We start from the raw sequence: 19,723 nt of genomic DNA on the forward strand, positions 1-19,723 counted from the left end.
GAACTCATCGGTCGTCGTCCGAGCGACCGCCCGGCAGGAACTCCTGTGCCTTCGTCTTCATGCCCTGCGCGACCAGATGCCAAGCGTTCGGATCGCCGCGCAGCACCGCTTCGGCAGTCGCCTTCATCTGATCCCAGGTGGCGTGCGGCGGGATCGGCGGCACCTCGGGATCACAGCGCACGTCCAGCAGCGTCGGCCGGTCGGCGGACAGGGCGCGTTCCCAGGCCCCGGCCAGTTGCTCCGGGTCGTCGACCTCGATCGCCGCGAGTCCGAAACAGCGCGCCGCGTCGGCGTACGAAATGTCCGGAAGCGATTGGGAATCCTCGAATTTCGGTGAACCGCCCATGGACCGCAGTTCCCAGGTCACCTGGTTGAGGTCGTTGTTGTGGAAGACACACACCACCAGTCGCTTGTCGTCCCAGCGTTCGGCGTAGCGCGCGATGGTGATCAGCTCGGCCAGCCCGTTCATCTGCATCGCGCCGTCACCGACGAGTGCGATCACCGGCCGGTCCGGATGGGCGAATTTGGCGCCGATCGCGTACGGCACGCCGGGGCCCATGGTGGCCAGCGTTCCCGACAGCGACCCCCGCATGCTGCCGCGGAACTTCAGGCACCGCGCGTACCAGTTGGTCGACGATCCGGAATCGGCCGTGACGATGGTGTTGTCCGGAATCTGTTGCGACAGTTCCCAGACCACTCGCATCGGGTTGACCGGTTTCGCGGCCAGCGTCGACTGCCGTTCGACGGTTTCCCACCACCGCGCCACATTCGACTCCACGGTCTCGCGCCAGGACCGGTCACCGACCGGCTTCAGCAGCGGAATCAGCTCGGCCAGAGTTGCTTTCGCGTCACCGACCAGATTGACCTCCGTCGGATACCGCATGCCGATCATGGTGCCGTCGATATCGATCTGCACCGCCCGGGCCTGATCCAGCGGGGGCAGGAACTGGCTGTAGGGGAAGTTGGAACCGACGATCACCAAGGTGTCGCAGTCGCGCATCAGCTCGTAGCTGGGGCGGGTGCCGAGCAACCCGATCGGACCGGTGACGAAGGGCAGGTCGTCGGGCAGCACATCCTTGCCGAGCAGCGCCTTGGCGACCCCGGCGCCGGTGATCTCGGCGAGTTCGGTCACCTCGCGCGCGGCCGAGCGGGCACCCTGGCCGACCAGGATCGCCACCTTGGAACCGGCGCTGATCACCTCCGCGGCGCGCTCGATCTCCGCGCGCGCGGGCACGACCACCGAATGCATCTCGGCGGGCGGGCTCGACGGCACCTGCTTGAATTCGTGCTGCGGCGGTTCGTAGCTTTCCTCCTGCAGATCCGCCGGAATGATCACCGCGGTGGGCGCGCGCCGGGTCCACGCCGTGCGGAACGCGCGGTCGAGCGCGTTGGGCAGCTGTTCGGCGACGTTCACCTCGACCAGATATTCAGAGGCCACGTCCTTGTACAGGCTCTGCAGGTCGATCTCCTGCTGGTAGCTGCCGCCCATCGCGCTGCGCGCGGTCTGCCCGATGATCGCCACCACCGGCACATGGTCCAGCTTCGCGTCGTAGAGGCCGTTGAGCAGATGGACCGCGCCCGGACCGGACGTGGCCATGCAGACACCGACGTGCCCGCTGAACTTGGCGTATCCGGTGGCCTGGAACGCCGCCATCTCCTCGTGCCGGGCCTGCACGAACGTCGGCCGGTCCTCGGTGCGGCCGAAGGCGGCGACCAAGCCGTTGATGCCGTCACCGGGATAGGCGAAAACTTGTTTCACGCCCCACTCGTTGAGCCGGGCCACGACATAGTCACCAACCTGTTGCGCCATATCCTCTCCTGTCCTGTCCGGGTCGATCCCACGGGAATTGCCCTGCGTGCCCTGGTCGCCGGGCGGGTACCCGCGGTAGTCGAACTCAACCGCGGCCGACCGGCCCGATCGCGGTCAGTGCCGGGTCATCCGGGCGACGGAACCGGCCACCGATTCGACACAGCGCGACATCCACGCCTGCGGGCTGTGCCGGTGGGCCCGGCCGTCGAAGTCACCGTGTGCGCCGAAGTCGTGGCCGTGTTCGTCGTCGAGCGGGCGCCACAGATTGTCCGGCCGGTCGGTCTCGTCGGCGTCGGTCTGCTGCGAGTCGTAGCCGGTGCGCGCCAGATAACGGTCCAGCACCGCCGGCGCGAGCCGCTGCGCGACGACCGTGCCGACCGTGCTCGCGCCCACCCAATATTGTTTGCGTTCCGGATGCCCGGCCGCGAAGGCGATGGTGTCGGCCACCACCTCGGGCTGGTAGATCGGCGGCACCGGCTGCGGCTTCTTCGGCAAACGCGAACGCACCCAGGAGAATTGGGGTGTGTTGACCGCCGGCGCCTGCACGATCGTCACGTGTACGCCGCTGTGCTCGTGCATCAGCTCCACCCGCACCGCCTCGAGAAATCCGTTGACCGCGTGCTTGGCACCGCAATAGGCCGATTGCAGCGGGATCGCCCGCTCGCCGAGCGCCGACCCGACCTGCACGATGGTGCCGCGATTACGCGGGCGCATCCGGGCCAGCGCCACCATCACCCCGTGCACCGAGCCGAGATAGGTGACCTCGGTGACGCGGCGATACTCCTTCGGCTCGATCTCGGTGAAGGGGGCGAAGACCGAGGTGAACGCCGAATTCACCCACACGTCGATCGGACCCCACTGCTCTTCTACGCGGTCGGCGGCCGCCTCGACGGCGTCGTAGTCGGCGACGTCGGTCGGGATCGGCAATGCCGTACCACCGGCTCGTTCCACGTCCTTCGCCGCGGCGTCCAGTCCGGCGCGCCCGCGGGCCAGCAGCGCCACGCGGGCACCGTCGGCGGCGAAGCGCCGCGCGGCGGCGCGCCCGATTCCGGCACTGGCTCCGGTGACGACTACGACGGGTGACTGCGCGCTCACTCGGTCTCCTCTCCTCGCGCGGTTGTCCGGCGCCCCGCCGAAGGCCGCTGCAGGGGCGTCGCATCTGCGGCGTACCCGCGCCGTGCACCGTTATTCGGGCCGGGATCGCCTGCCATCGTGTCCGATTCGGCGGGTGTGACCTGCGGTCGACCGGGTATCCGCGCGATGTCCGGCCGCCCGCGGCGAGGTGCGGCCGCACCACATCCGGCCGACCATGACAGGGGTGCACGAATGACGATTTCGGATCGCGCGGCCCGCCCGCACCGCGGCTCGAATCGAGACCGATGGCCGCTGCAGGCACTCGAAACCGCCCTGAAGGAGGCGGTCGACGGGGAGGTCCGTTTCGATTCGGGTAGTCGCGCCACCTATTCCACCGACGCCTCGAACTATCGCGCTCTGCCACTGGGCGTGGTTGTTCCGCACACACCGGAGGCCGCCGCGATCGCGGTCGGAATCTGCCGCGACCACGACGTCCCCTTGCTCTCCCGTGGCGGTGGCACGAGCCTCGCCGGGCAGAGCTGCAATACCGCGGTCGTGATCGACTGGACCAAATACTGCCATCGGCTGCTCGGCGTCGACCCTGAAACGCGCACCGCCGTGGTGGAACCGGGGATCGCGCTCGATCCGCTCAATCAGCAGTTGAAGTCGTCTGGGCTGATGGTCGGCCCCAAGCCGTCGACTCACGTCAGTTGCACGATCGGCGGAATGATCGGCAACAACTCGTGCGGTGCCACGGCACAGGCCTACGGAAAAATGGTCGACTCCGTGCGCCGGCTCGAGATCCTCACCTACGACGGACTGCGGGCCTGGGTGGGTGCCGAGGACCCGATCCCGGGCGCGAATCCGGAGGCCGACGAGCTGGTCCGCCGGCTGCGGGAGATCCGGGACCGCTACGCCGACGACATCCGCGCCGCGTATCCGGACATTCCCCGCAGGGTCTCCGGATACAACCTGGACGCGCTGCTGCCGGAGCGAGGATTCGATATCGCGAAGTTCCTCGTCGGCAGCGAAAGCACACTGGTGACCGTGCTGCGCGCGGAGATCGAGCTGGTCCGGGTGCCGGCCGCCAAGGCGATGGTCGTGCTCGGCTTCCCCGACGTCTATCACGCCGCCGACGCGGTCTCTCGCATCCTGCCGCACGACCCCGCCGCCCTCGAGGGCCTCGACCATCGCCTGGTCCAACTGGAGCACAGCCAGCATCTGGCGGCGAAGGCCATCTCCCAGTTGCCCGACGGGAAGGCTTGGCTGATGGTGCAATTCGACGGCGACGACCAGAAGCAGGCCGACGCGCGGGCGAAGAAGATGATCGCCGATCTCGAACGCGCCACCGGCGCGAGCTCCACCATCCTGGACGATCCCGACCGCGAGGCCGAGGTGTGGGCCGCCCGCGAGGCCGGACTCGGCGCCACCGCCTATCCGCCCGACGGCCCGGAAACGCACGAGGGATGGGAGGATGCCGCGGTCCCGCCCGAGCGGCTCGGCGACTATCTGCGCGACTTCGACGCGCTGCTCGAGGAATTCGACTACGAATCCAGTTCGCTCTACGGGCATTTCGGTCACGGCTGTGTGCACACCCGCATCCCGTTCGACCTGCGCACCGCCGACGGGATCGCGCACTACCGGCGCTTCGTCGAACGGGCCGCACGCCTGGTGAGCAGCTACGGCGGGTCGCTGTCCGGCGAGCACGGCGACGGCCAGTCGCGCGCCGAACTGTTGCCGATCATGTTCGGCGACACGGTGGTTCGCGCCTTCGGTGAGGTGAAGGCGCTGTTCGATCCGCGCAACCGGATGAACCCCGGCAAGATCGTCCAGCCGCATCGACTGGATTCGGATCTGCGCCAGGGTAGCGACTACCGGCCGTGGGAACCGGTGACGCACTTCGCCTTTCCCGACGACGACCACCGCTTCAGCGAGGCGGCCGGACGCTGCGTGGGTGTCGGCAAATGCCGCGGCGAGAGCAGCGGGGTCATGTGCCCCAGCTACCGCGCGACGCGGGAGGAGGAGCATTCCACCCGCGGGCGGGCCCGGCTGCTGTTCGAAATGCTGCAGGGCGAGGCGATCACCGACGGCTGGCGATCCACCGAGGTCCGCGACGCGCTCGATCTGTGCCTGGCGTGCAAGGGATGTCGCAGCGATTGCCCGGTCGATGTCGATATGGCCACCTACAAGGCCGAATTCCTGTCCCACCACTACGAACACCGGGTCCGGCCGATGGCCCACTATTCGATGGGCTGGATTCCGCTGTGGGCCCGGCTCGGCACCTCGATGGCTCCGCTCGCCAACGCCGTGACCCACACCCCGGGTCTGCGGCGCCTGGTCTCGGCCGCGGGCGGCATCGCGCAGGAACGGGAAATGCCCCGCTTCGCGCGCAGCCGGTTCACTCGCACCTTCCGCAACCACACGAGCTCCACCACCGGCGAGCGCGGCACGGTGCTGCTGTGGCCCGATACCTTCACCAATAATTTCGAACCCGGAATCGCCGAAGCCGCGGTGACGGTACTCGAGGCCGCGGGCTTCTCCGTCATCGTGCCCGAGCGCACCGTCTGCTGCGGTCTGACCTGGATTTCCACCGGCCAGCTGCCCACCGCCAAACGCGTACTGCGCCGCACGTTGCGGGTGCTGGCGCCGCAGTTGCGCGACAGCACGCCGATCGTCGTCCTCGAACCCAGCTGCGCGGCCGTGTTCCGGGCCGATCTGCCCGAACTGCTCTACGGCGACCAGGACGCCGAGCGGCTGTCGAAACAGACCTACACGCTCGCCGAACTGCTGGCCGAGCGGGCGCCGGACTGGAACCCGCCGCACGTCGACACCGCGGCCATGGTGCAGCCGCACTGCCACCACCACGCGATCATGCACTACGACACCGATCGCGAACTGCTCTCCTCGACCGGCGCCGACGTGCAGGTCCTCGATGCCGGATGTTGCGGTCTGGCAGGCAATTTCGGCTTCGAACGCGGCCACTACGACGTCTCGGTGGCCTGCGCCGAGGACAAGTTGATGCCGGCGGTGCGCGAGCGTGATCCGGGCACCGTGGTGCTCGCCGACGGATTCAGCTGCCGGACCCAGATCCGGCAGCTGCAACCGGACGCCGATCCGCGCCACGCGGTCGAACTGCTGGCGGCGGCGCTGGCGGCGAAGGGCCAGGGATGAGTGCGGCGACCATCGACGAGTCGGTCCGGGTCGGGGTCTACCGGTTTCCGACGCCGGAGCCGGAAGCCGACGGCACCCTCGAATGGGAGGCGACCACCGCGGTGACCGTCGAGATCGACGCGGGCGGCCAGACCGGGCTGGGGTGGACCTACAGCGGCGGCGCCACCGCGGCGATCGTGCGCGAGGTGCTCGCCCCGGTCCTGGCCGGGCGTTCGCCGCTCGATATCGGCGACTGCCGGATCCGGATGCAGCGCGCCTGCCGCAATCTGGGCACCGCTGCCGTCGTCGCACATGCGCTCAGCGCCGTCGACATCGCTCTGTGGGACCTGAAGGCGCGCCTGCTCGACGTGCCGCTGAGCCGGCTGTTCGGCGCGGTGCGCCCGGCGACACCGGTCTACGGCTCGGGCGGATTCACCACCCTCACCGACGACGAGCTGGGCGAGCAGATCGACGGCTGGCTGTCGACGGGGTGCCGGTGCGTCAAGATCAAGATCGGGGAGGATCGTGGCGAGCGGACCGAGCGGGACCTCGAGCGGGTGTCTTTCGCGAACGGTCTCCTCGGCGACCGCGCCCGCCTGATGGTCGACGCGAACGGCGCCTACTCCGCCGCTCTGGCCCGCCGGGTCGGCGCCGACCTCGACCGGCACGGCGTGATCTGGTTCGAAGAGCCCGTCACCAGCGACGATCCGCCCGGGCTGGCGTTGCTGCGGGCGGCGCTGCGCTGCGATGTGACCGCCGGCGAATACGTCTACCGCCACTACGACGCGGCCGCGCTGATCGGCTCGGTGGACTGCCTGCAACTCGATGTGACCCGCTGCGGCGGCTACAGCGGTTTCCTGGAATGCGCCGCTCTCGCCGCCGCGCACGGCCTGGACATCTCCGCCCACTGCGCGCCCTCGCTGCACGCCCCGATCGTGTCCTCGTTCGCCCATCTGCGTCACGTGGAATGGTTCATCGACCACGCCCGGCTGGAGCCACTGCTTGCCGACGGCGTGCCCGAGGTCCGCGACGGTGTACTCGCGACCGGTCTCGGCGCGGGGCACGGTATGCGGCTCGCGGACTCGGCCGGAAAATTTTCGGTCGGCGGCGCCGGCCGGCGGTGACGGGGTGCGTCCGGGCGGCCGAATACCGGCGCGGCTGCTGGGTAACCGCCGGACATGGCAGCCATCGGATATTTTCTCGCCAGCGAACAGTTCGGACCGAAAGAACTCGTCGAGCAGGCCCAGCGCGCGGAACAGGCGGGTTTCGAGCGGCTGTGGATTTCCGATCACTTCCATCCGTGGAACGACGCCCAGGGCCACAGCCCGTTCGTCTGGGGCACCATCGGCGCGCTGTCGCAGGCCACATCGCTCCCGATCACCACGGCCGTGACCTGTCCGACGGTGCGCATCCATCCCGCGATCATCGCCCAGGCAGCGGCCACCGCGGCCGTGCAGCTCGACGGCCGTTTCGTGCTCGGCGTCGGCAGCGGCGAAGCGCTCAACGAACACATCTTCGGCGATCCGTGGCCGCCGCCGGGGGAGCGGCTGCGGATGCTGGCCGAAGCCGTGGACCTGATCCGCCGCCTGCACCGCGGTGACGTGGTGACCTATCGCGGCGAGCGCTACACGGTGCAGGAGGCGCGGATCTACACGTTGCCCGAACAGCCCGTGCCGATCTATGTATCCGGATTCGGCCCGCAGGCAACGGAATTGGCGGCGCGCATCGGCGACGGCTACTGCACGAGCATGCCCGACGCCGAGCTGGTCGACCTGTTCCGTGACAGCGGAGGTGGCGCCAAACCGGTGCAGATGGGCACCAAGGTGAGCTGGGCGGCCGACGAGGAGGCCGGCGTCGAGGCCGCCCACCGGCTGTGGGCCAACGAACTGCTGCCCGGTCAGCTGGGCCAGACCCTGCCGCGCCCCGCCGATTTCGAGGACGCGATGTTGTTGCTCGACCGCGAGGAGTCGCGGCAGCACTTCGCGGCCGGTCCGGACCCGCAACGCCACATCGATCAATTGCGCACCTGTGTGGACGCGGGCGCGGACGAGATCTACGTCGGCCAGATCGGGCCGGATCTGGAGGGCTTCTTCACCGCATACGAGAAGGAAGTACTCCCGGCCCTGCGCTGACCGAGACGCATTCACTATCGGCACCGAGGAGAGGCGGATCGGATGGATCACTCACGGGCCCCCGTACTGGACGCTTGGGCCGAATACCGCCAACTCGGCCGCTACGGCTTCACTCCGTCCCGCCATCGGCAAGGTGCGGGCGCCGATCCGCGCGTGCGCGAGGTGCTCGGCGGCGCGCTGGCGGCCGACATCCTCGCCGCCCGGTCTCGACGACCGGCTCTCGCGCGGCGGCTATCGGGTATCCCGGTGATCGTGCCCGGGGAACTGGTCGACGCCGCGGTCGTGGACTACCTGGGGTCCGGAGTGGAAAAGGGAGAATGTGCCGGATCCGGCCGATCCGAGCTTGCGCACGCTGCGGGTGGTGACCGAGTGACCGTCGAGGGCCGGTAAAATGGGTGGTTCTGGTGTGTCCGAGGGATGCACAATCGAACCGTTTGCCCCCTTACCGTGCTAGGAGACTGTTGTGATCACCGCGACCGACCTGGAGGTCCGGGCCGGAATCCGCACCCTGCTCACCGCGCCGGGGTCGGCGCTGCGGGTGCAGGCCGGTGATCGGATCGGTCTCGTCGGCCGCAACGGCGCGGGCAAGACCACCACCCTGCGCATCCTGGCCGGCGAGGGAGAACCCTACGCCGGCAAGGTGATTCGCTCGGGCGAAATCGGCTATCTGCCGCAGGATCCGCGTGAGGGAAATCTCGACGTGCTGGCGCGCGACCGCGTGCTCTCGGCGCGGGGGCTCGACAAGCTGATCCGCGATATGGAGAAGCAGCAGGCACTGATGGCCGAGGTCGTCGACGACGCCGAACGCGAGAAGGCGGTGCGCAAGTACGGCCGGCTCGAGGAACGATTCTCGGCGCTGGGCGGCTACGTCGCCGAGAGCGAGGCCGCCCGGATCTGCCACAGCCTCGGTCTGCCGGATCGGGTGCTGGGCCAGGCCCTGCGCACGCTGTCGGGCGGTCAGCGCCGTCGCATCGAGCTGGCGCGCATCCTGTTCTCCGCCTCCGACGGCTCCGGCGGCAAATCCGATACGACGCTGCTGCTCGACGAGCCCACCAACCACCTCGACGCCGACTCCATCACCTGGCTGCGGGGCTTCCTGCAGAATCACGACGGTGGCCTGATCGTCATCTCCCACGACGTCGACCTGCTCGCCGACGTGGTGAACAAGGTGTGGTTCCTCGACGCCGTGCGTGGTGAGGCCGACATCTACAACATGGGCTGGAAGAAGTATCTCGACGCCCGCGCCACCGACGAACAGCGCCGCGTCCGCGAGCGCGCCAACGCGGAGAAGAAGGCCTCCGCGCTCAAGCAGCAGGCGGCCAAACTCGGTGCCAAAGCGACGAAAGCCGCTGCGGCACACCAGATGGTCAAGCGCGCCGAGCGCATGCTGTCCGAACTCGACGACGTGCGCGTGGCCGACAAGGTGGCCCGCATCAAGTTCCCCGAACCCGCTCCCTGCGGCAAGACGCCGCTGATGGCCACCAACCTCACCAAGCTCTACGGGTCGCTGGAGATCTTCACCGGCGTGAACCTGGCCATCGACAAGGGCAGCCGGGTCGTGATCCTCGGCCTCAACGGCGCGGGCAAAACAACCATGCTACGTCTGCTCGCCGGGGTCGAGCCGCTGACCGCCGGGCAGATCGATCCGGGACGCGGCCTGCGCATCGGCTATTTCGCGCAGGAGCACGACACCCTCGACGACAACGCCACCGTCTGGGAGAACATTCGCCACGCCGCACCGGATGCGGGGGAGCAGGATCTGCGCGGGCTGCTGGGCGCGTTCATGTTCACCGGTCCGCAGCTGGAACAGCCCGCCGGCACCCTGTCCGGCGGTGAGAAGACCCGGCTCGCGCTGGCCGGCCTGGTGTCCTCGGCGGCCAACGTGCTGCTGCTCGACGAGCCCACCAACAACCTCGATCCGGTCTCGCGCGAACAGGTCCTCGACGCGCTGCGCAGCTACGCGGGCGCCGTCGTTCTGGTCACCCACGACCCGGGCGCGGCCGAGGCCCTGAACCCGGAACGGGTGATCATGCTGCCCGACGGCACCGAGGACCACTGGTCGCAGGACTACCTGGAGCTGATTCAGCTGGCCTGAGCGTGGCGAATGCTTCCTGCGACGCGCCGAGACACGCCGAAAGATCCTCGCAATCGGTGAGTTTCATCACAGTGAGGCGTTGATCACTGCGGATCGAGTGTCTAGCCTGGAATGAGGCTGCACGGCGACCGGAGGAAGCCATGAGTGACAGGCCCGCACAGGGGAAGTCGATGTTGGGTAAGGGCACGCGCGTCACGGGCAAGTCGCGCGACCGGCTGCAGACCCAGCTCAAGAAGCAATACGAGGCGGGCGCCAGCATTCGTTCGCTGGCGCGGGAGACCGGCCGCTCGTACGGATTCATACACAACGTGCTCGTGGAGTCGCATGTGCAACTCCGCAGCCGTGGTGGTGCCAACCGGCGCAAAGCGGTCAGCAAGGCCTGACCCGCCCACTCGCCCGAAAGCGGCCGATCGGCTTCCGCGGTCGTCGGCGTCTTCTGCCGCTCCGCCGGAGCTCACGCGCGGTGGGCGTTGCGTTCGGCCCACCACTGCGGCGCGTCGACGAAGTGGTTGTCGTATTCGTCCTGGGTGGCGGCGAGTTCGGCGAGGGTGGCCTCGCCGGAGGCCACTCGCTCGAGCAGTCGGAAGTAGCCGAAGCGCTGCACGGCCGGGGTCAGCGCGATCAGGATCCGCGCCGGTGAACCCGGGGCGGCGCCGAAGGCGTGCGGCATGAACCGCGGCACCGTGATCGCGCCACCCGCGGCGACCGTCGTGATCTGCTCGCCCGCGAGCACCTGCAATTCGCCCTCGGCGACGTAGAACAGCTCGTCGGACAGCGTGTGGTAGTGCGGAGTCGCCCCGTCGGCGCCGGGGGCCATCGTGACCTCGAGCGTGCTCACGCTGCCGCCGGTGCGGTCGGAATCCAGCAGCAGCCGCATGGTCACGGCGTCGGTCGCGCGCACCTCGGCCTCGGCGGGCTGGACGACGGCGGCGGGAATGCGGGGTGCGGTGGTCATCGGATCTCCCAAGTAGTTCGTCACCAGATAGTTCGCTACCGAACTATATCCTGTCGAATAGTATGTGTCCATGGCTGGACGGCAGACCGATGCGGTGGATGCGATCGTGGCGCAGTGGGAGCGGGAACGCCCCGACCTGGATCTCGCGGCGATGGCGGTGCTCGGCCGCCTCGGCCGCCTGTACGTCCTCGCCGAGCGCGCGATCGACGCGGTGTTCACCGCGCACGGGCTGCAGCGCGGTGAGTTCGATGTGCTTGCGGCACTTCGCCGTTCGGGTGCACCGTTCGAACTCACCCCGTCGGTCCTGGCCGACACCCTGATGTTGTCACGCGCCGGCATGACGGGCCGCCTGGACCGCCTGGAATCGGCCGGACTGGTGCGCCGTATCGCCGATCCCGCCGACCGCCGCGCGGTCCGGGTCGCGCTGACCGAGGCCGGTCGCGCTCGCGTCGACGAGGTTGTGACGGCGCACACCGAAAACGAGACCCGCCTGCTGTCCGGGTTGTCGGTGCGCGACCGCGCCGAACTGGACCGGATCGCGCGGCTGCTGCTGGCCGAGCTGGACCGGCCGTGACACCGGCTCAGCCGGAGACCATCGCCTCACCGTGGACGAGGAACTGGGCGAGACTGGCGAAGATCGGCAGCCCCGTCTTGATCTCCAGATACGCGAACTGCCCCTGCGGATTCACCTCGAGGAAGTAGTACTCGCCGTCGAGTCCGAGTCTGATGTCGAGCACGCCGAAGACCAGTCCGAGCGCACCCATCAGCGTGGTCAGCGACTTGCTCACCGAGGCCGGCAGCCGCTCGGGCGTGAAGGCCACCGAGGTGTCCAGGCGCGAATCCACCCATCCCACACCGGATTGCGAGTCGATCCGCACCGCCCATTCGACGCCGTCGATCCACACCACCCGCAGATCGCATTCGGCTTCGACATAGTCCTGGAAGGTGGTCGGCGCCGAGCGGATGGTGTCGAACCGGCCGAGATCCTCGCTGCTCACGATGCGGGTTTCGGAGAATTCGGAGCGGCCGGTGCCGGTCCGCTTGTAGATCACCGACCCGCCGCGGGAATCGACGAAACTGCGGGCCTCGTCGGGATCGTTGGTGATCAGCGTTTCCGGGATCGCGAAACCGCTGCGCCGGGCGGTGTCGAGTTGCACGATCTTGCGGGTGGCGGTGCGGTCGGCGCCGGGATCGTTGACCCAGACCGCCGGTATCGACCAGAGCAGGCCCTGCAGGAACCCGTCGCATTCGGCCTGGCGGAAATCGTCGTCGCCGTCCAGGAAACCACCGGGCACCTGGCACGGACGGGGGCGACGCCACCAGACGGCAGTCACGTCGTCGAGACCGGCGATATGCGACATCGAGCGAGCGGCGCCGGCCCGGTCGAGCCGGAAACTGCCGCATTCGCGCGGAAAATCGCGCATATCCAGGCGAATCGGTATGAGCCGGTACATATTCCGCAGCATCGAGGCCATCGCGTCGGCGTGCAGATCGCCGGTCTCCGCGACGATCAGCACGGCACCCGGCGAGCGGGCACTCATCGAACGGCCCCTCAGTCCAGGCTGTCGCAGGCGGTGCCGTCGTCGCTGCCACCGCCGCTGCGAGTCTGGCTGTAGCTCACCGTCGCACCGGCGGCGCCCGGGGCGGGCGTGACGTCGAGCCGCCGGGCCCACTGGTCGGTCAGCCGGGCCAGCAGATCGTCACCGACGGCGGGGCTGGGACGAGGCGGTAGCGTCAGCGGGCGTTCGGTGAGCTGAATGCGGCGCTGCTGCGTGAAATCGGCTGTGGCGCCGGGCCGTATCCACACGAGCACGGGGCGTTCCGCGGCGCCGGTGCCGGCGTCCGGGGATCCGTCGCGCAGCTGGAGGACGTCGTCGCGGTGGAGAGTCCAGATTCCCTCGGCGACGCGGACGCTGATGGTGTCGCGAGATTCGGCGACCAGGCGACCGGACAGCGGTGGCGCCGGGTGACGGGGTAGCGGGCGCGGCCGGGTGCGCTCGGGTACCTGGCGGCGGGCATCGTTCATGGGCTGGACTCCGATCTGCTCGCAATTTGCCCCGGAAGTCGAGCGTGATCTGGATCATAGCCCGCCGCGGTGCCGGGCCGGTTCGCAACGAAAGATTTCCGGTGCAAACCCGGTGCCCTGGCCCGGGCGCGGAAAACACTATCGCCGAAAGCTATTCGGTTGAGCTGTCAACGGGTCACAGGCCGAGCACATCGGGGGATTCGGCAAGCTCGAGGAAGCGTTTACCCGGGTTCGACACGAGTTTGCGCGCGTCCAGATCCATCAGCCCGAGCACGACGGAGAATTCCGCGGAGACGGTCCCGTCCAACTTGCGGATCTGCTGGTCCATCCAGAACGCTTTGCCCTCTCCCCAGCGGCATTCGCAGGTCACGGTGATCTCGTCGCCCAGATGCAGCTCCCGCCGATACTTGACGGTGGATTCCAGAACCACCGGACCGAGTCCGGACAGCCGCATCTTGTCCGGGACCAGACCGGCCGCGCGCAGCACCTCCCAGCGGGCGTGCTCGGCGTACTGGTGGTACACGGCCTGATTGAGATGGCCGTTGACGTCGAGTTCGTAACCGCGGACGGTGACGGGCACAGAGAAGGTCATATCCGAGGCGAACGGGTGCCGTGTTCCCGGTATTTCCGGATCGAGCGTGGGATCGGTCACCGTCCGGGCGGCGGCTACATGAGTCGCCGCATCAGATACGTGTACTCGAGCGCGCTGGTGTGGGCCTGCTCCTCGCGATCGGCGCCCGCACCGTGGCCGCCCTCGCCCGCCTCGTAGAACAGATACGGATCGCCGAATTCGGCCAGCCGCGCGGCGAATTTGCGGGCGTGCTGCGGGCCCACCCGGTCATCCTTGGTCGTGGTCCAGACGAACGGTTCCGGATAGTGCGTGCCGCGTCGCAATTGCCCGTACGGCGAGATGGATTCGAGAAACGCCCGCTGAGTGGGATCGTCGACGCTGCCGTACTCGTCGACCCAGGAGGCGCCCGCGGCGATCTTCTCGTAGCGCATCATGTCCAGCAGCGGCACCTGGATGTCGACGGCGTTCCACATCTCCGGATGCTGGACGAATTCGACACCCATGAGCAGGCCGCCGTTCGAGCCGCCCTGGATGCCGAGCCGCCGCGCGCTGGTCACGCCGCGGGCTACCAGATCCTTGCCGACGGCCGCGAAATCGTCGAACGCCCGCTGCCGGCCGGTCGTGCGCGCGGCCTCGTGCCAGGCAGGCCCGAACTCACCGCCGCCGCGGATGTTCGCCAGGACGAAGACGCCGCCGTGATCGAGCCAGAGCCGGCCGAGCAGTCCCTGATAGGACGGAGTCTGCGACACGCCGAAACCACCGTAGGCGTACATCAGGGTGGGGTTCGAGCCGTCGAACGACATAGCGGCGGCGTGGACCACGAAATACGGCACGGCGGTGCCGTCGGCCGAGGTGGCTTTGCGCTGCTCGACCACGTAGCGCGACGAATCGAACTGCGGCGGTGTGCTTTTCACCTGCTGGGCCGTGCCGGCGGCGGTGTCCACACTCCACAGTGTGGTCGGCACGAGGAACGAGGTCACCGAGAGATAGGCGCGATCGCCCGTCGGATCGGCGGTGACGGTGTCGACGGTCGCGTTGTCGGGCAACGGCACCGGAGTCGGCGACCAGCTCCCGTCCGGACGCGGGGTGTAGACGGTGGCGCGACCGCGCACGTCGTTCAGCGAGGTGACCACCGCGTGGTCGCGCGTGGTCTGCACACCACTCAGACTCTCCGACGGACCGGGGACATAGACCGGTGTCACCTGCGGGCGGGCCGGATCGGCGATCAGCCGGTCGGCATCCACCGACACCAGCGCACCCGACGGATAGGTCGTCGCGCCGACCGCCCAGTCCTGCTGGAGCGACACCAGGATGTGATTGCCGACGAAACCCGCGAGGTCCGACTTCGCCGGGAGCGCGGTCGGCACGGGGCCGGTCGCGGTGAGCAGGTCGACGTCGTGTTCGAAGAAGGTGCGCCCGCGTAGGACGAGATCGAGCCGGCGGCCGGCGCCGTTGTCCAGCACGACCGGCGTGGTCGACAGCTGATCGGTCCGCTCGCCCCGCGCGAGTTCGGTTGCGGCGTCCAGGGGTTGGCCGCGGCGCCACTGCCGGACGACATACGGGTATCCGGAGGCCGTCGTCTCGCCCGGCTGCCATTCCCGCGCGATGAGCACCGTATTCTCGTCGCTGAACGTGAGGTCCACCTTGCCTCGCGGCACCACGAATCCGCCCGGCACGAACTGCCGTGTGCCCCGGTCGAATTCGCGGACCGACACGGCGTCCTCGCCGCCGTCGGACAAAGTGATCAGGCACCGGCGATGGGTGACCGGATCGCAGTCGGCGCCTCGCCAGACCCAGTTCTTCCCTTCGGCTCGTGACAGCTCGTCGAGGTCGAGCAGGGTGGTCCAGGCCGGTTGCGGTGCTTCGTAATCGGCGGTTGTCGTCTCGCGCCAGATGCCGCGTTTGTGGTCACCGTCCTGCCAGAAGTTCTCGACGGTGCCGTCCTCGAAGCGCGGCATCGGGATCCGGTCGGACGTCTTCGCCAGCGCCGTCGCCTGCGCGAGATTGTCGGCGTAGCGCGGATCGTGTTCGAGCACGTCGAGGGTCCGGCGGTTCTGTTCGCCGACCCACGCCTGCACGCGCGGACTGTCGAGTTCTTCGAGCCAGAGATACGGATCCTGCGGTGAGCCGCGACTGCCGCACGCGGCGGCCAGCACGGCGATCGACAGCATGGCCGCCGCGCGCCGCAACGAGGTACGCGGCGCACCGCCGGCCGATCCGTGTCGTCGTCCCCGCCCCATGATCATCAGCACATGGTACGGCGAATCCGGCCCGGGCACGGACGGTTGTCGCGGCCGGCTCACTCCCGGCGGCGAACCGACGCCTCCACGAGATCGAGTACGGCCGTGAGGTTTTCGTTGACATGACCGGAGGCGATGCGGGCGATGAGGCCGTCGAGGACGAGATCGAGATAGCCGAGCAGCACGTCGGTGGGAACGTCGTCGCGCAGCGCGCCGGCCGCCTTGCGGCGTTCGAGGCGGGCCAGGGTGGCCGCGGTCAGCTCGGCCGAACGCTGGGTCCAGCCGGCGGCGAACTCGGGATCGGTGCGCAGTCGCCGGGCGATCTCGAGGCGGGTGCCCAGCCAGTTGTACTGCGCGGGATTGTCGAGCATCTCCCGCATGACCTGCACGATGCCCTCGTTGGCCGCGACCTCGGCCATCCGTTCGGCATCCTCCTGGGCCAGTGCCAGGAACAGGGCGTCCTTGTCCCGGAAATGATGGAAGATCGCGCCGCGGGACAGCCCGATCGCCTCTTCCAGGCGGCGGACGGTCGCGCCCTCGTACCCGAATTCGGCGAAACACCGCCGCGCCCCGTCCAGAATCTGGCTGCGCCGGGCGGCGAGGTGATCGTCACTGACCTTGGGCATGGGCTCCTCCAGCGGGGAATGCACGGACCCCCGCGCCGGGACGATCCGGCGCGGGGGTTCTCACAGTACGAGCATGAACGCGTAGATCCTGCAGCGGCGCAACGCTGTTCGTGCCGGCCCGGCGAGCCGAACGGACGCCGGGTGCGGCACGACGCAGCGCGGATGCGGGATATCAGCCGCGAATCATGTTGCGCAGCACGAACTGCAGGATGCCGCCGTTACGGTAGTAGTCGGCTTCACCGGGGGTGTCGATGCGCACGACCGCGTCGAAGGTGACCTTCTCGCCGTTCTCCTTGGTCGCGGTGACCTTCAGGGTCTTCGGCGTGGTGCCCTCGTTGAGCTTGGTGATGCCCTCGATGTCGAACACCTCGGTGCCGTCCAGGTCCAGCGACGCGGCCGACTCACCCGCCGGGAACTGCAGCGGGATCACGCCCATGCCGATCAGGTTGGAGCGGTGGATGCGCTCGAACGACTCGGTGATGACGGCCTTGACGCCCAGCAGACGGGTGCCCTTGGCCGCCCAGTCGCGCGAGGAACCCGAGCCGTACTCCTTACCGCCCAGCACGACCAGCGGAATGCCGGCCTTCTGGTAGTTCTGCGAGGCGTCGTAGATGAACGCCTGCGGGCCGCCCTCCTGGGTGAAGTCGCGGGTGTAACCACCCGAAACGTCGTCGAGCAGCTGGTTGCGCAGCCGGATGTTGGCGAAGGTGCCACGGATCATGACCTCGTGGTTACCGCGCCGCGAGCCCAGGGAGTTGTAGTCCTTGCGCTGGACGCCGTGCGAGTCGAGGTACTGCGCGGCCGGGGTGCCCGGCTTGATCGGACCGGCCGGGGAGATGTGGTCGGTGGTGACCGAATCACCCAGCAGGGCCAGCACGCGGGCGCCCTTGATGTCCTCGACCGGGGCCGGCTCGAGTTCCATCCCGTCGAAGTACGGCGCCTTGCGGACGTAGGTGGAGTTCTCGTCCCAGGCGAAGGTGTCACCGGACGGAGTGTCGAGGTTGCGCCAGCGCTCGTCGCCCTTGAAGACGTCGGCGTAGGACTTGCGGAACATGTCCTGGCTGATCGCCGACTTGATGGTGTCGTCGATCTCCTGGGCCGAGGGCCAGATGTCGCGCAGGAACACGTCCTTGCCGTCGGTGTCCTGACCCAGCGCGTCGGACTCGAAGTCGAAGTCCATCGTGCCCGCGAGCGCGTAGGCGATGACCAGCGGCGGCGAGGCCAGGTAGTTCATCTTCACGTCGGGGGAGATGCGGCCCTCGAAGTTGCGGTTGCCGGACAGCACCGCGGTCACCGACAGGTCGTTGTCGTTGACGGCCTTGGAGATCTCCTCCGGCAGCGGGCCGGTGTTGCCGATGCAGGTGGTGCAGCCGTAGCCACCCAGGTAGAAGCCCAGCTTCTCCAGGTAGGGCCACAGACCGGCCTTCTCGTAGTAGTCGGAGACGACCTGCGAACCCGGGGCCATGTTGGTCTTGACCCACGGCTTGCTGGACAGGCCCTTCTCCACCGCGTTGCGGGCCAGCAGCGCCGCGCCGATCATGACCGACGGGTTGGAGGTGTTGGTGCAGGAGGTGATACCCGCGACCACGACCGCGCCGTGATCGAGGATGAACTCGCCGCGATCCTCGGAAACCACCTTGACCGGCTTGGACGGACGTCCCTCGGCACCGTTGGCCGCCGAGTGGGCCGGGGTGTAGCTCTCCGTGCCCGCGCCGGCCGACACCGAGACCGGATCCGAGGCGGGGAAGGTCTCCTCGACGCCCTCGTCGAGCGCGGTGTAGTCACCGGTGACGTAGTCGGTGATGTCGGAGCGGAACGCCGCCTTCGACTCGCTGAGCAGGATGCGGTCCTGCGGGCGCTTCGGACCGGCGATCGAGGGCACCACGGTGCTCAGGTCGAGCTCGAGGTACTCCGAGTAGGCGGGCTCGTGCGCGGCGTCGTGCCACATGCCCTGTTCCTTGGCGTAGGCCTCGACCAGGGCCAGCTGCTCGTCGGAGCGGCCGGTCAAACGCAGGTAGTTGATGGTCTCCTCGTCGATCGGGAAGATCGCCGCGGTGGAGCCGAATTCGGGGCTCATGTTGCCCAGGGTGGCGCGGTTGGCCAGCGGCACCTCGGCCACACCGGCGCCGTAGAACTCGACGAACTTGCCGACCACACCGTGCTTGCGCAGCATGTCGGTGACGGTGAGCACGACGTCGGTGGCGGTCACGCCCGGCTGGATCTCACCGGTGAGCTTGAAGCCGACGACCCGCGGAATGAGCATCGAGACCGGCTGGCCCAGCATCGCGGCCTCGGCCTCGATACCGCCGACGCCCCAGCCCAGCACGCCCAGGCCGTTGACCATCGTGGTGTGCGAGTCGGTGCCGACGCAGGTGTCCGGGTAGGCCTGGCCGTTGCGGGTCATGACGGTCGGGGCCAGGTATTCGATGTTGACCTGGTGCACGATGCCGGTGCCCGGGGGGACGACCTTGAAGTCGTCGAACGCGCCCTGGCCCCAGCGCAGGAACTGGTAGCGCTCGCCGTTGCGCTGGTACTCGAGGTCGACGTTGCGCTCGAGGGCGTCGGCGCGGCCGAAGACGTCGAGGATGACCGAGTGGTCGATGACCATGTCGGCGGGGGAGAGCGGGTTGACCTTGTTCGGGTCGCCACCGAGCGCGGTGACGGCCTCACGCATGGTGGCCAGGTCGACCACACACGGCACGCCGGTGAAGTCCTGCATGATCACGCGGGCGGGGGTGAACTGGATCTCGATACTCGGCTCCGCCGACGGATCCCAGTTGGCGATGGCGCGGATGTGGTCGGCGGTGATGTTGGCGCCGTCCTCGGTGCGGAGCAGGTTCTCCGCCAGGACCTTCAGGGCGTAGGGCAGCTTCTCGGTGCCGGGCACGGCCGAGAGACGGAAGATCTCGTAGGAGTTGCTTCCGACCTCGAGGGTGCCCTTGGCGCCGAATGTATCGATACTTGTCATACGTTCAGCTCCACTCGTCGGTGTTCCGATCGGGGCGCGTGCGGGCCCCGTGGGTGGCCACCGGCGGGGCTGCGCC

General features: G+C 68.6%; 16 protein-coding genes. 7 read left to right on the plus strand and 9 right to left on the minus strand.

Going from position 1 to position 19,723, the window contains the following annotated elements; genetic code table 11:
- Positions 1-4 precede the first annotated feature (4 nt).
- Positions 5-1,810: a thiamine pyrophosphate-requiring protein gene (locus ACPCUW_RS13665; protein ID WP_063013972.1), complete on the minus strand. Its 1,806-nt coding sequence runs from the start codon at positions 1,808-1,810 to the stop codon at positions 5-7.
- A 114-nt stretch (positions 1,811-1,924) separates the two neighbouring features.
- A complete protein-coding gene (locus ACPCUW_RS13670; protein WP_423425136.1) occupies positions 1,925-2,905 on the minus strand; it encodes an SDR family oxidoreductase in 981 nt (326 codons plus the stop codon).
- A gap of 231 nt (positions 2,906-3,136) precedes the next feature.
- Here ACPCUW_RS13670 and ACPCUW_RS13675 point away from each other — a divergent pair, with 231 nt between their 5' ends.
- From ACPCUW_RS13675 to ACPCUW_RS13700, 6 genes are all read left to right on the plus strand, one after another.
- On the plus strand, positions 3,137-6,055 hold the full coding sequence (locus ACPCUW_RS13675) for an FAD-binding and (Fe-S)-binding domain-containing protein (protein ID WP_423425138.1): 2,919 nt from the start codon (positions 3,137-3,139) through the stop codon (positions 6,053-6,055).
- Complete coding sequence (locus ACPCUW_RS13680) at positions 6,052-7,158, plus strand: enolase C-terminal domain-like protein (RefSeq protein ID WP_423425140.1); 1,107 nt, start codon at positions 6,052-6,054, stop codon at positions 7,156-7,158. The genes ACPCUW_RS13675 and ACPCUW_RS13680 overlap by 4 nt, the downstream gene beginning before the upstream one ends.
- A gap of 54 nt (positions 7,159-7,212) precedes the next feature.
- Positions 7,213-8,166: a TIGR03557 family F420-dependent LLM class oxidoreductase gene (locus ACPCUW_RS13685; protein ID WP_423425141.1), complete on the plus strand. Its 954-nt coding sequence runs from the start codon at positions 7,213-7,215 to the stop codon at positions 8,164-8,166.
- Positions 8,167-8,208: 42 nt separating this feature from the next.
- Positions 8,209-8,556 carry a hypothetical protein gene (locus ACPCUW_RS13690; RefSeq protein ID WP_423425142.1) on the plus strand — a complete coding sequence of 116 codons (348 nt, stop codon included), beginning with the start codon at positions 8,209-8,211 and terminating at the stop codon, positions 8,554-8,556.
- Between the two features lie 73 nt (positions 8,557-8,629).
- Positions 8,630-10,261, plus strand: coding sequence for an ABC-F family ATP-binding cassette domain-containing protein (locus ACPCUW_RS13695; RefSeq protein WP_063013986.1), 1,632 nt, complete (start codon positions 8,630-8,632; stop codon positions 10,259-10,261).
- A 140-nt stretch (positions 10,262-10,401) separates the two neighbouring features.
- On the plus strand, positions 10,402-10,644 hold the full coding sequence (locus ACPCUW_RS13700) for a helix-turn-helix domain-containing protein (RefSeq protein ID WP_051042699.1): 243 nt from the start codon (positions 10,402-10,404) through the stop codon (positions 10,642-10,644).
- A gap of 71 nt (positions 10,645-10,715) precedes the next feature.
- On the opposite strand, the gene ACPCUW_RS13705 is transcribed toward ACPCUW_RS13700, so the two are convergent.
- Complete coding sequence (locus tag ACPCUW_RS13705; protein WP_030514543.1) at positions 10,716-11,216, minus strand: cupin domain-containing protein; 501 nt, start codon at positions 11,214-11,216, stop codon at positions 10,716-10,718.
- Positions 11,217-11,286: 70 nt separating this feature from the next.
- On the opposite strand from ACPCUW_RS13705, the gene ACPCUW_RS13710 reads away from it, so the two are divergent.
- Positions 11,287-11,790 carry a MarR family winged helix-turn-helix transcriptional regulator gene (locus ACPCUW_RS13710; RefSeq protein WP_174553958.1) on the plus strand — a complete coding sequence of 168 codons (504 nt, stop codon included), beginning with the start codon at positions 11,287-11,289 and terminating at the stop codon, positions 11,788-11,790.
- Between the two features lie 7 nt (positions 11,791-11,797).
- Here ACPCUW_RS13710 and ACPCUW_RS13715 read toward each other — a convergent pair whose 3' ends face one another.
- The 6 genes from ACPCUW_RS13715 to acnA all read right to left on the minus strand — a co-directional run bounded on the left by ACPCUW_RS13715 (position 11,798) and on the right by acnA (position 19,647).
- Entirely contained in the window at positions 11,798-12,757 is a 960-nt protein-coding gene (locus ACPCUW_RS13715) for a hypothetical protein (protein ID WP_063013990.1), read from the minus strand.
- 11 nt (positions 12,758-12,768) lie between these two features.
- Positions 12,769-13,242: a hypothetical protein gene (locus ACPCUW_RS13720; RefSeq protein WP_227462785.1), complete on the minus strand. Its 474-nt coding sequence runs from the start codon at positions 13,240-13,242 to the stop codon at positions 12,769-12,771.
- A gap of 175 nt (positions 13,243-13,417) precedes the next feature.
- The gene (locus ACPCUW_RS13725; protein WP_227462786.1) at positions 13,418-13,822 is read right to left on the minus strand and encodes an acyl-CoA thioesterase; all 405 of its coding nucleotides are present in this window, start codon (positions 13,820-13,822) and stop codon (positions 13,418-13,420) included.
- An 86-nt stretch (positions 13,823-13,908) separates the two neighbouring features.
- Positions 13,909-16,059, minus strand: coding sequence for a prolyl oligopeptidase family serine peptidase (locus tag ACPCUW_RS13730; protein ID WP_423425144.1), 2,151 nt, complete (start codon positions 16,057-16,059; stop codon positions 13,909-13,911).
- Positions 16,060-16,112: 53 nt separating this feature from the next.
- Complete coding sequence (locus ACPCUW_RS13735; RefSeq protein WP_030514537.1) at positions 16,113-16,679, minus strand: TetR/AcrR family transcriptional regulator; 567 nt, start codon at positions 16,677-16,679, stop codon at positions 16,113-16,115.
- Between the two features lie 172 nt (positions 16,680-16,851).
- Positions 16,852-19,647 carry an aconitate hydratase AcnA gene (gene acnA, locus ACPCUW_RS13740; protein ID WP_423425145.1) on the minus strand — a complete coding sequence of 932 codons (2,796 nt, stop codon included), beginning with the start codon at positions 19,645-19,647 and terminating at the stop codon, positions 16,852-16,854.
- Positions 19,648-19,723 lie beyond the last annotated feature (76 nt).

It is taken from the genome of Nocardia sp. AB354, assembly GCF_049538315.1.
Lineage (GTDB): Bacteria > Actinomycetota > Actinomycetes > Mycobacteriales > Mycobacteriaceae > Nocardia > Nocardia nova.

Coding starts and splice junctions, on each gene's coding strand:
- ACPCUW_RS13665 (WP_063013972.1), bottom strand. CDS start 1,810: ATGGCGCAACAGGTTGGTGACTATGTCGTGGCCCGGCTCAACGAGTGG.
- ACPCUW_RS13675 (WP_423425138.1), top strand. CDS start 3,137: ATGACGATTTCGGATCGCGCGGCCCGCCCGCACCGCGGCTCGAATCGA.
- ACPCUW_RS13680 (WP_423425140.1), top strand. CDS start 6,052: ATGAGTGCGGCGACCATCGACGAGTCGGTCCGGGTCGGGGTCTACCGG.
- ACPCUW_RS13685 (WP_423425141.1), top strand. CDS start 7,213: ATGGCAGCCATCGGATATTTTCTCGCCAGCGAACAGTTCGGACCGAAA.
- ACPCUW_RS13690 (WP_423425142.1), top strand. CDS start 8,209: ATGGATCACTCACGGGCCCCCGTACTGGACGCTTGGGCCGAATACCGC.
- ACPCUW_RS13700 (WP_051042699.1), top strand. CDS start 10,402: ATGAGTGACAGGCCCGCACAGGGGAAGTCGATGTTGGGTAAGGGCACG.
- ACPCUW_RS13705 (WP_030514543.1), bottom strand. CDS start 11,216: ATGACCACCGCACCCCGCATTCCCGCCGCCGTCGTCCAGCCCGCCGAG.
- ACPCUW_RS13710 (WP_174553958.1), top strand. CDS start 11,287: ATGGCTGGACGGCAGACCGATGCGGTGGATGCGATCGTGGCGCAGTGG.
- ACPCUW_RS13715 (WP_063013990.1), bottom strand. CDS start 12,757: ATGAGTGCCCGCTCGCCGGGTGCCGTGCTGATCGTCGCGGAGACCGGC.
- ACPCUW_RS13720 (WP_227462785.1), bottom strand. CDS start 13,242: ATGAACGATGCCCGCCGCCAGGTACCCGAGCGCACCCGGCCGCGCCCG.
- ACPCUW_RS13730 (WP_423425144.1), bottom strand. CDS start 16,059: ATGATCATGGGGCGGGGACGACGACACGGATCGGCCGGCGGTGCGCCG.
- ACPCUW_RS13735 (WP_030514537.1), bottom strand. CDS start 16,679: ATGCCCAAGGTCAGTGACGATCACCTCGCCGCCCGGCGCAGCCAGATT.
- acnA (WP_423425145.1), bottom strand. CDS start 19,647: ATGACAAGTATCGATACATTCGGCGCCAAGGGCACCCTCGAGGTCGGA.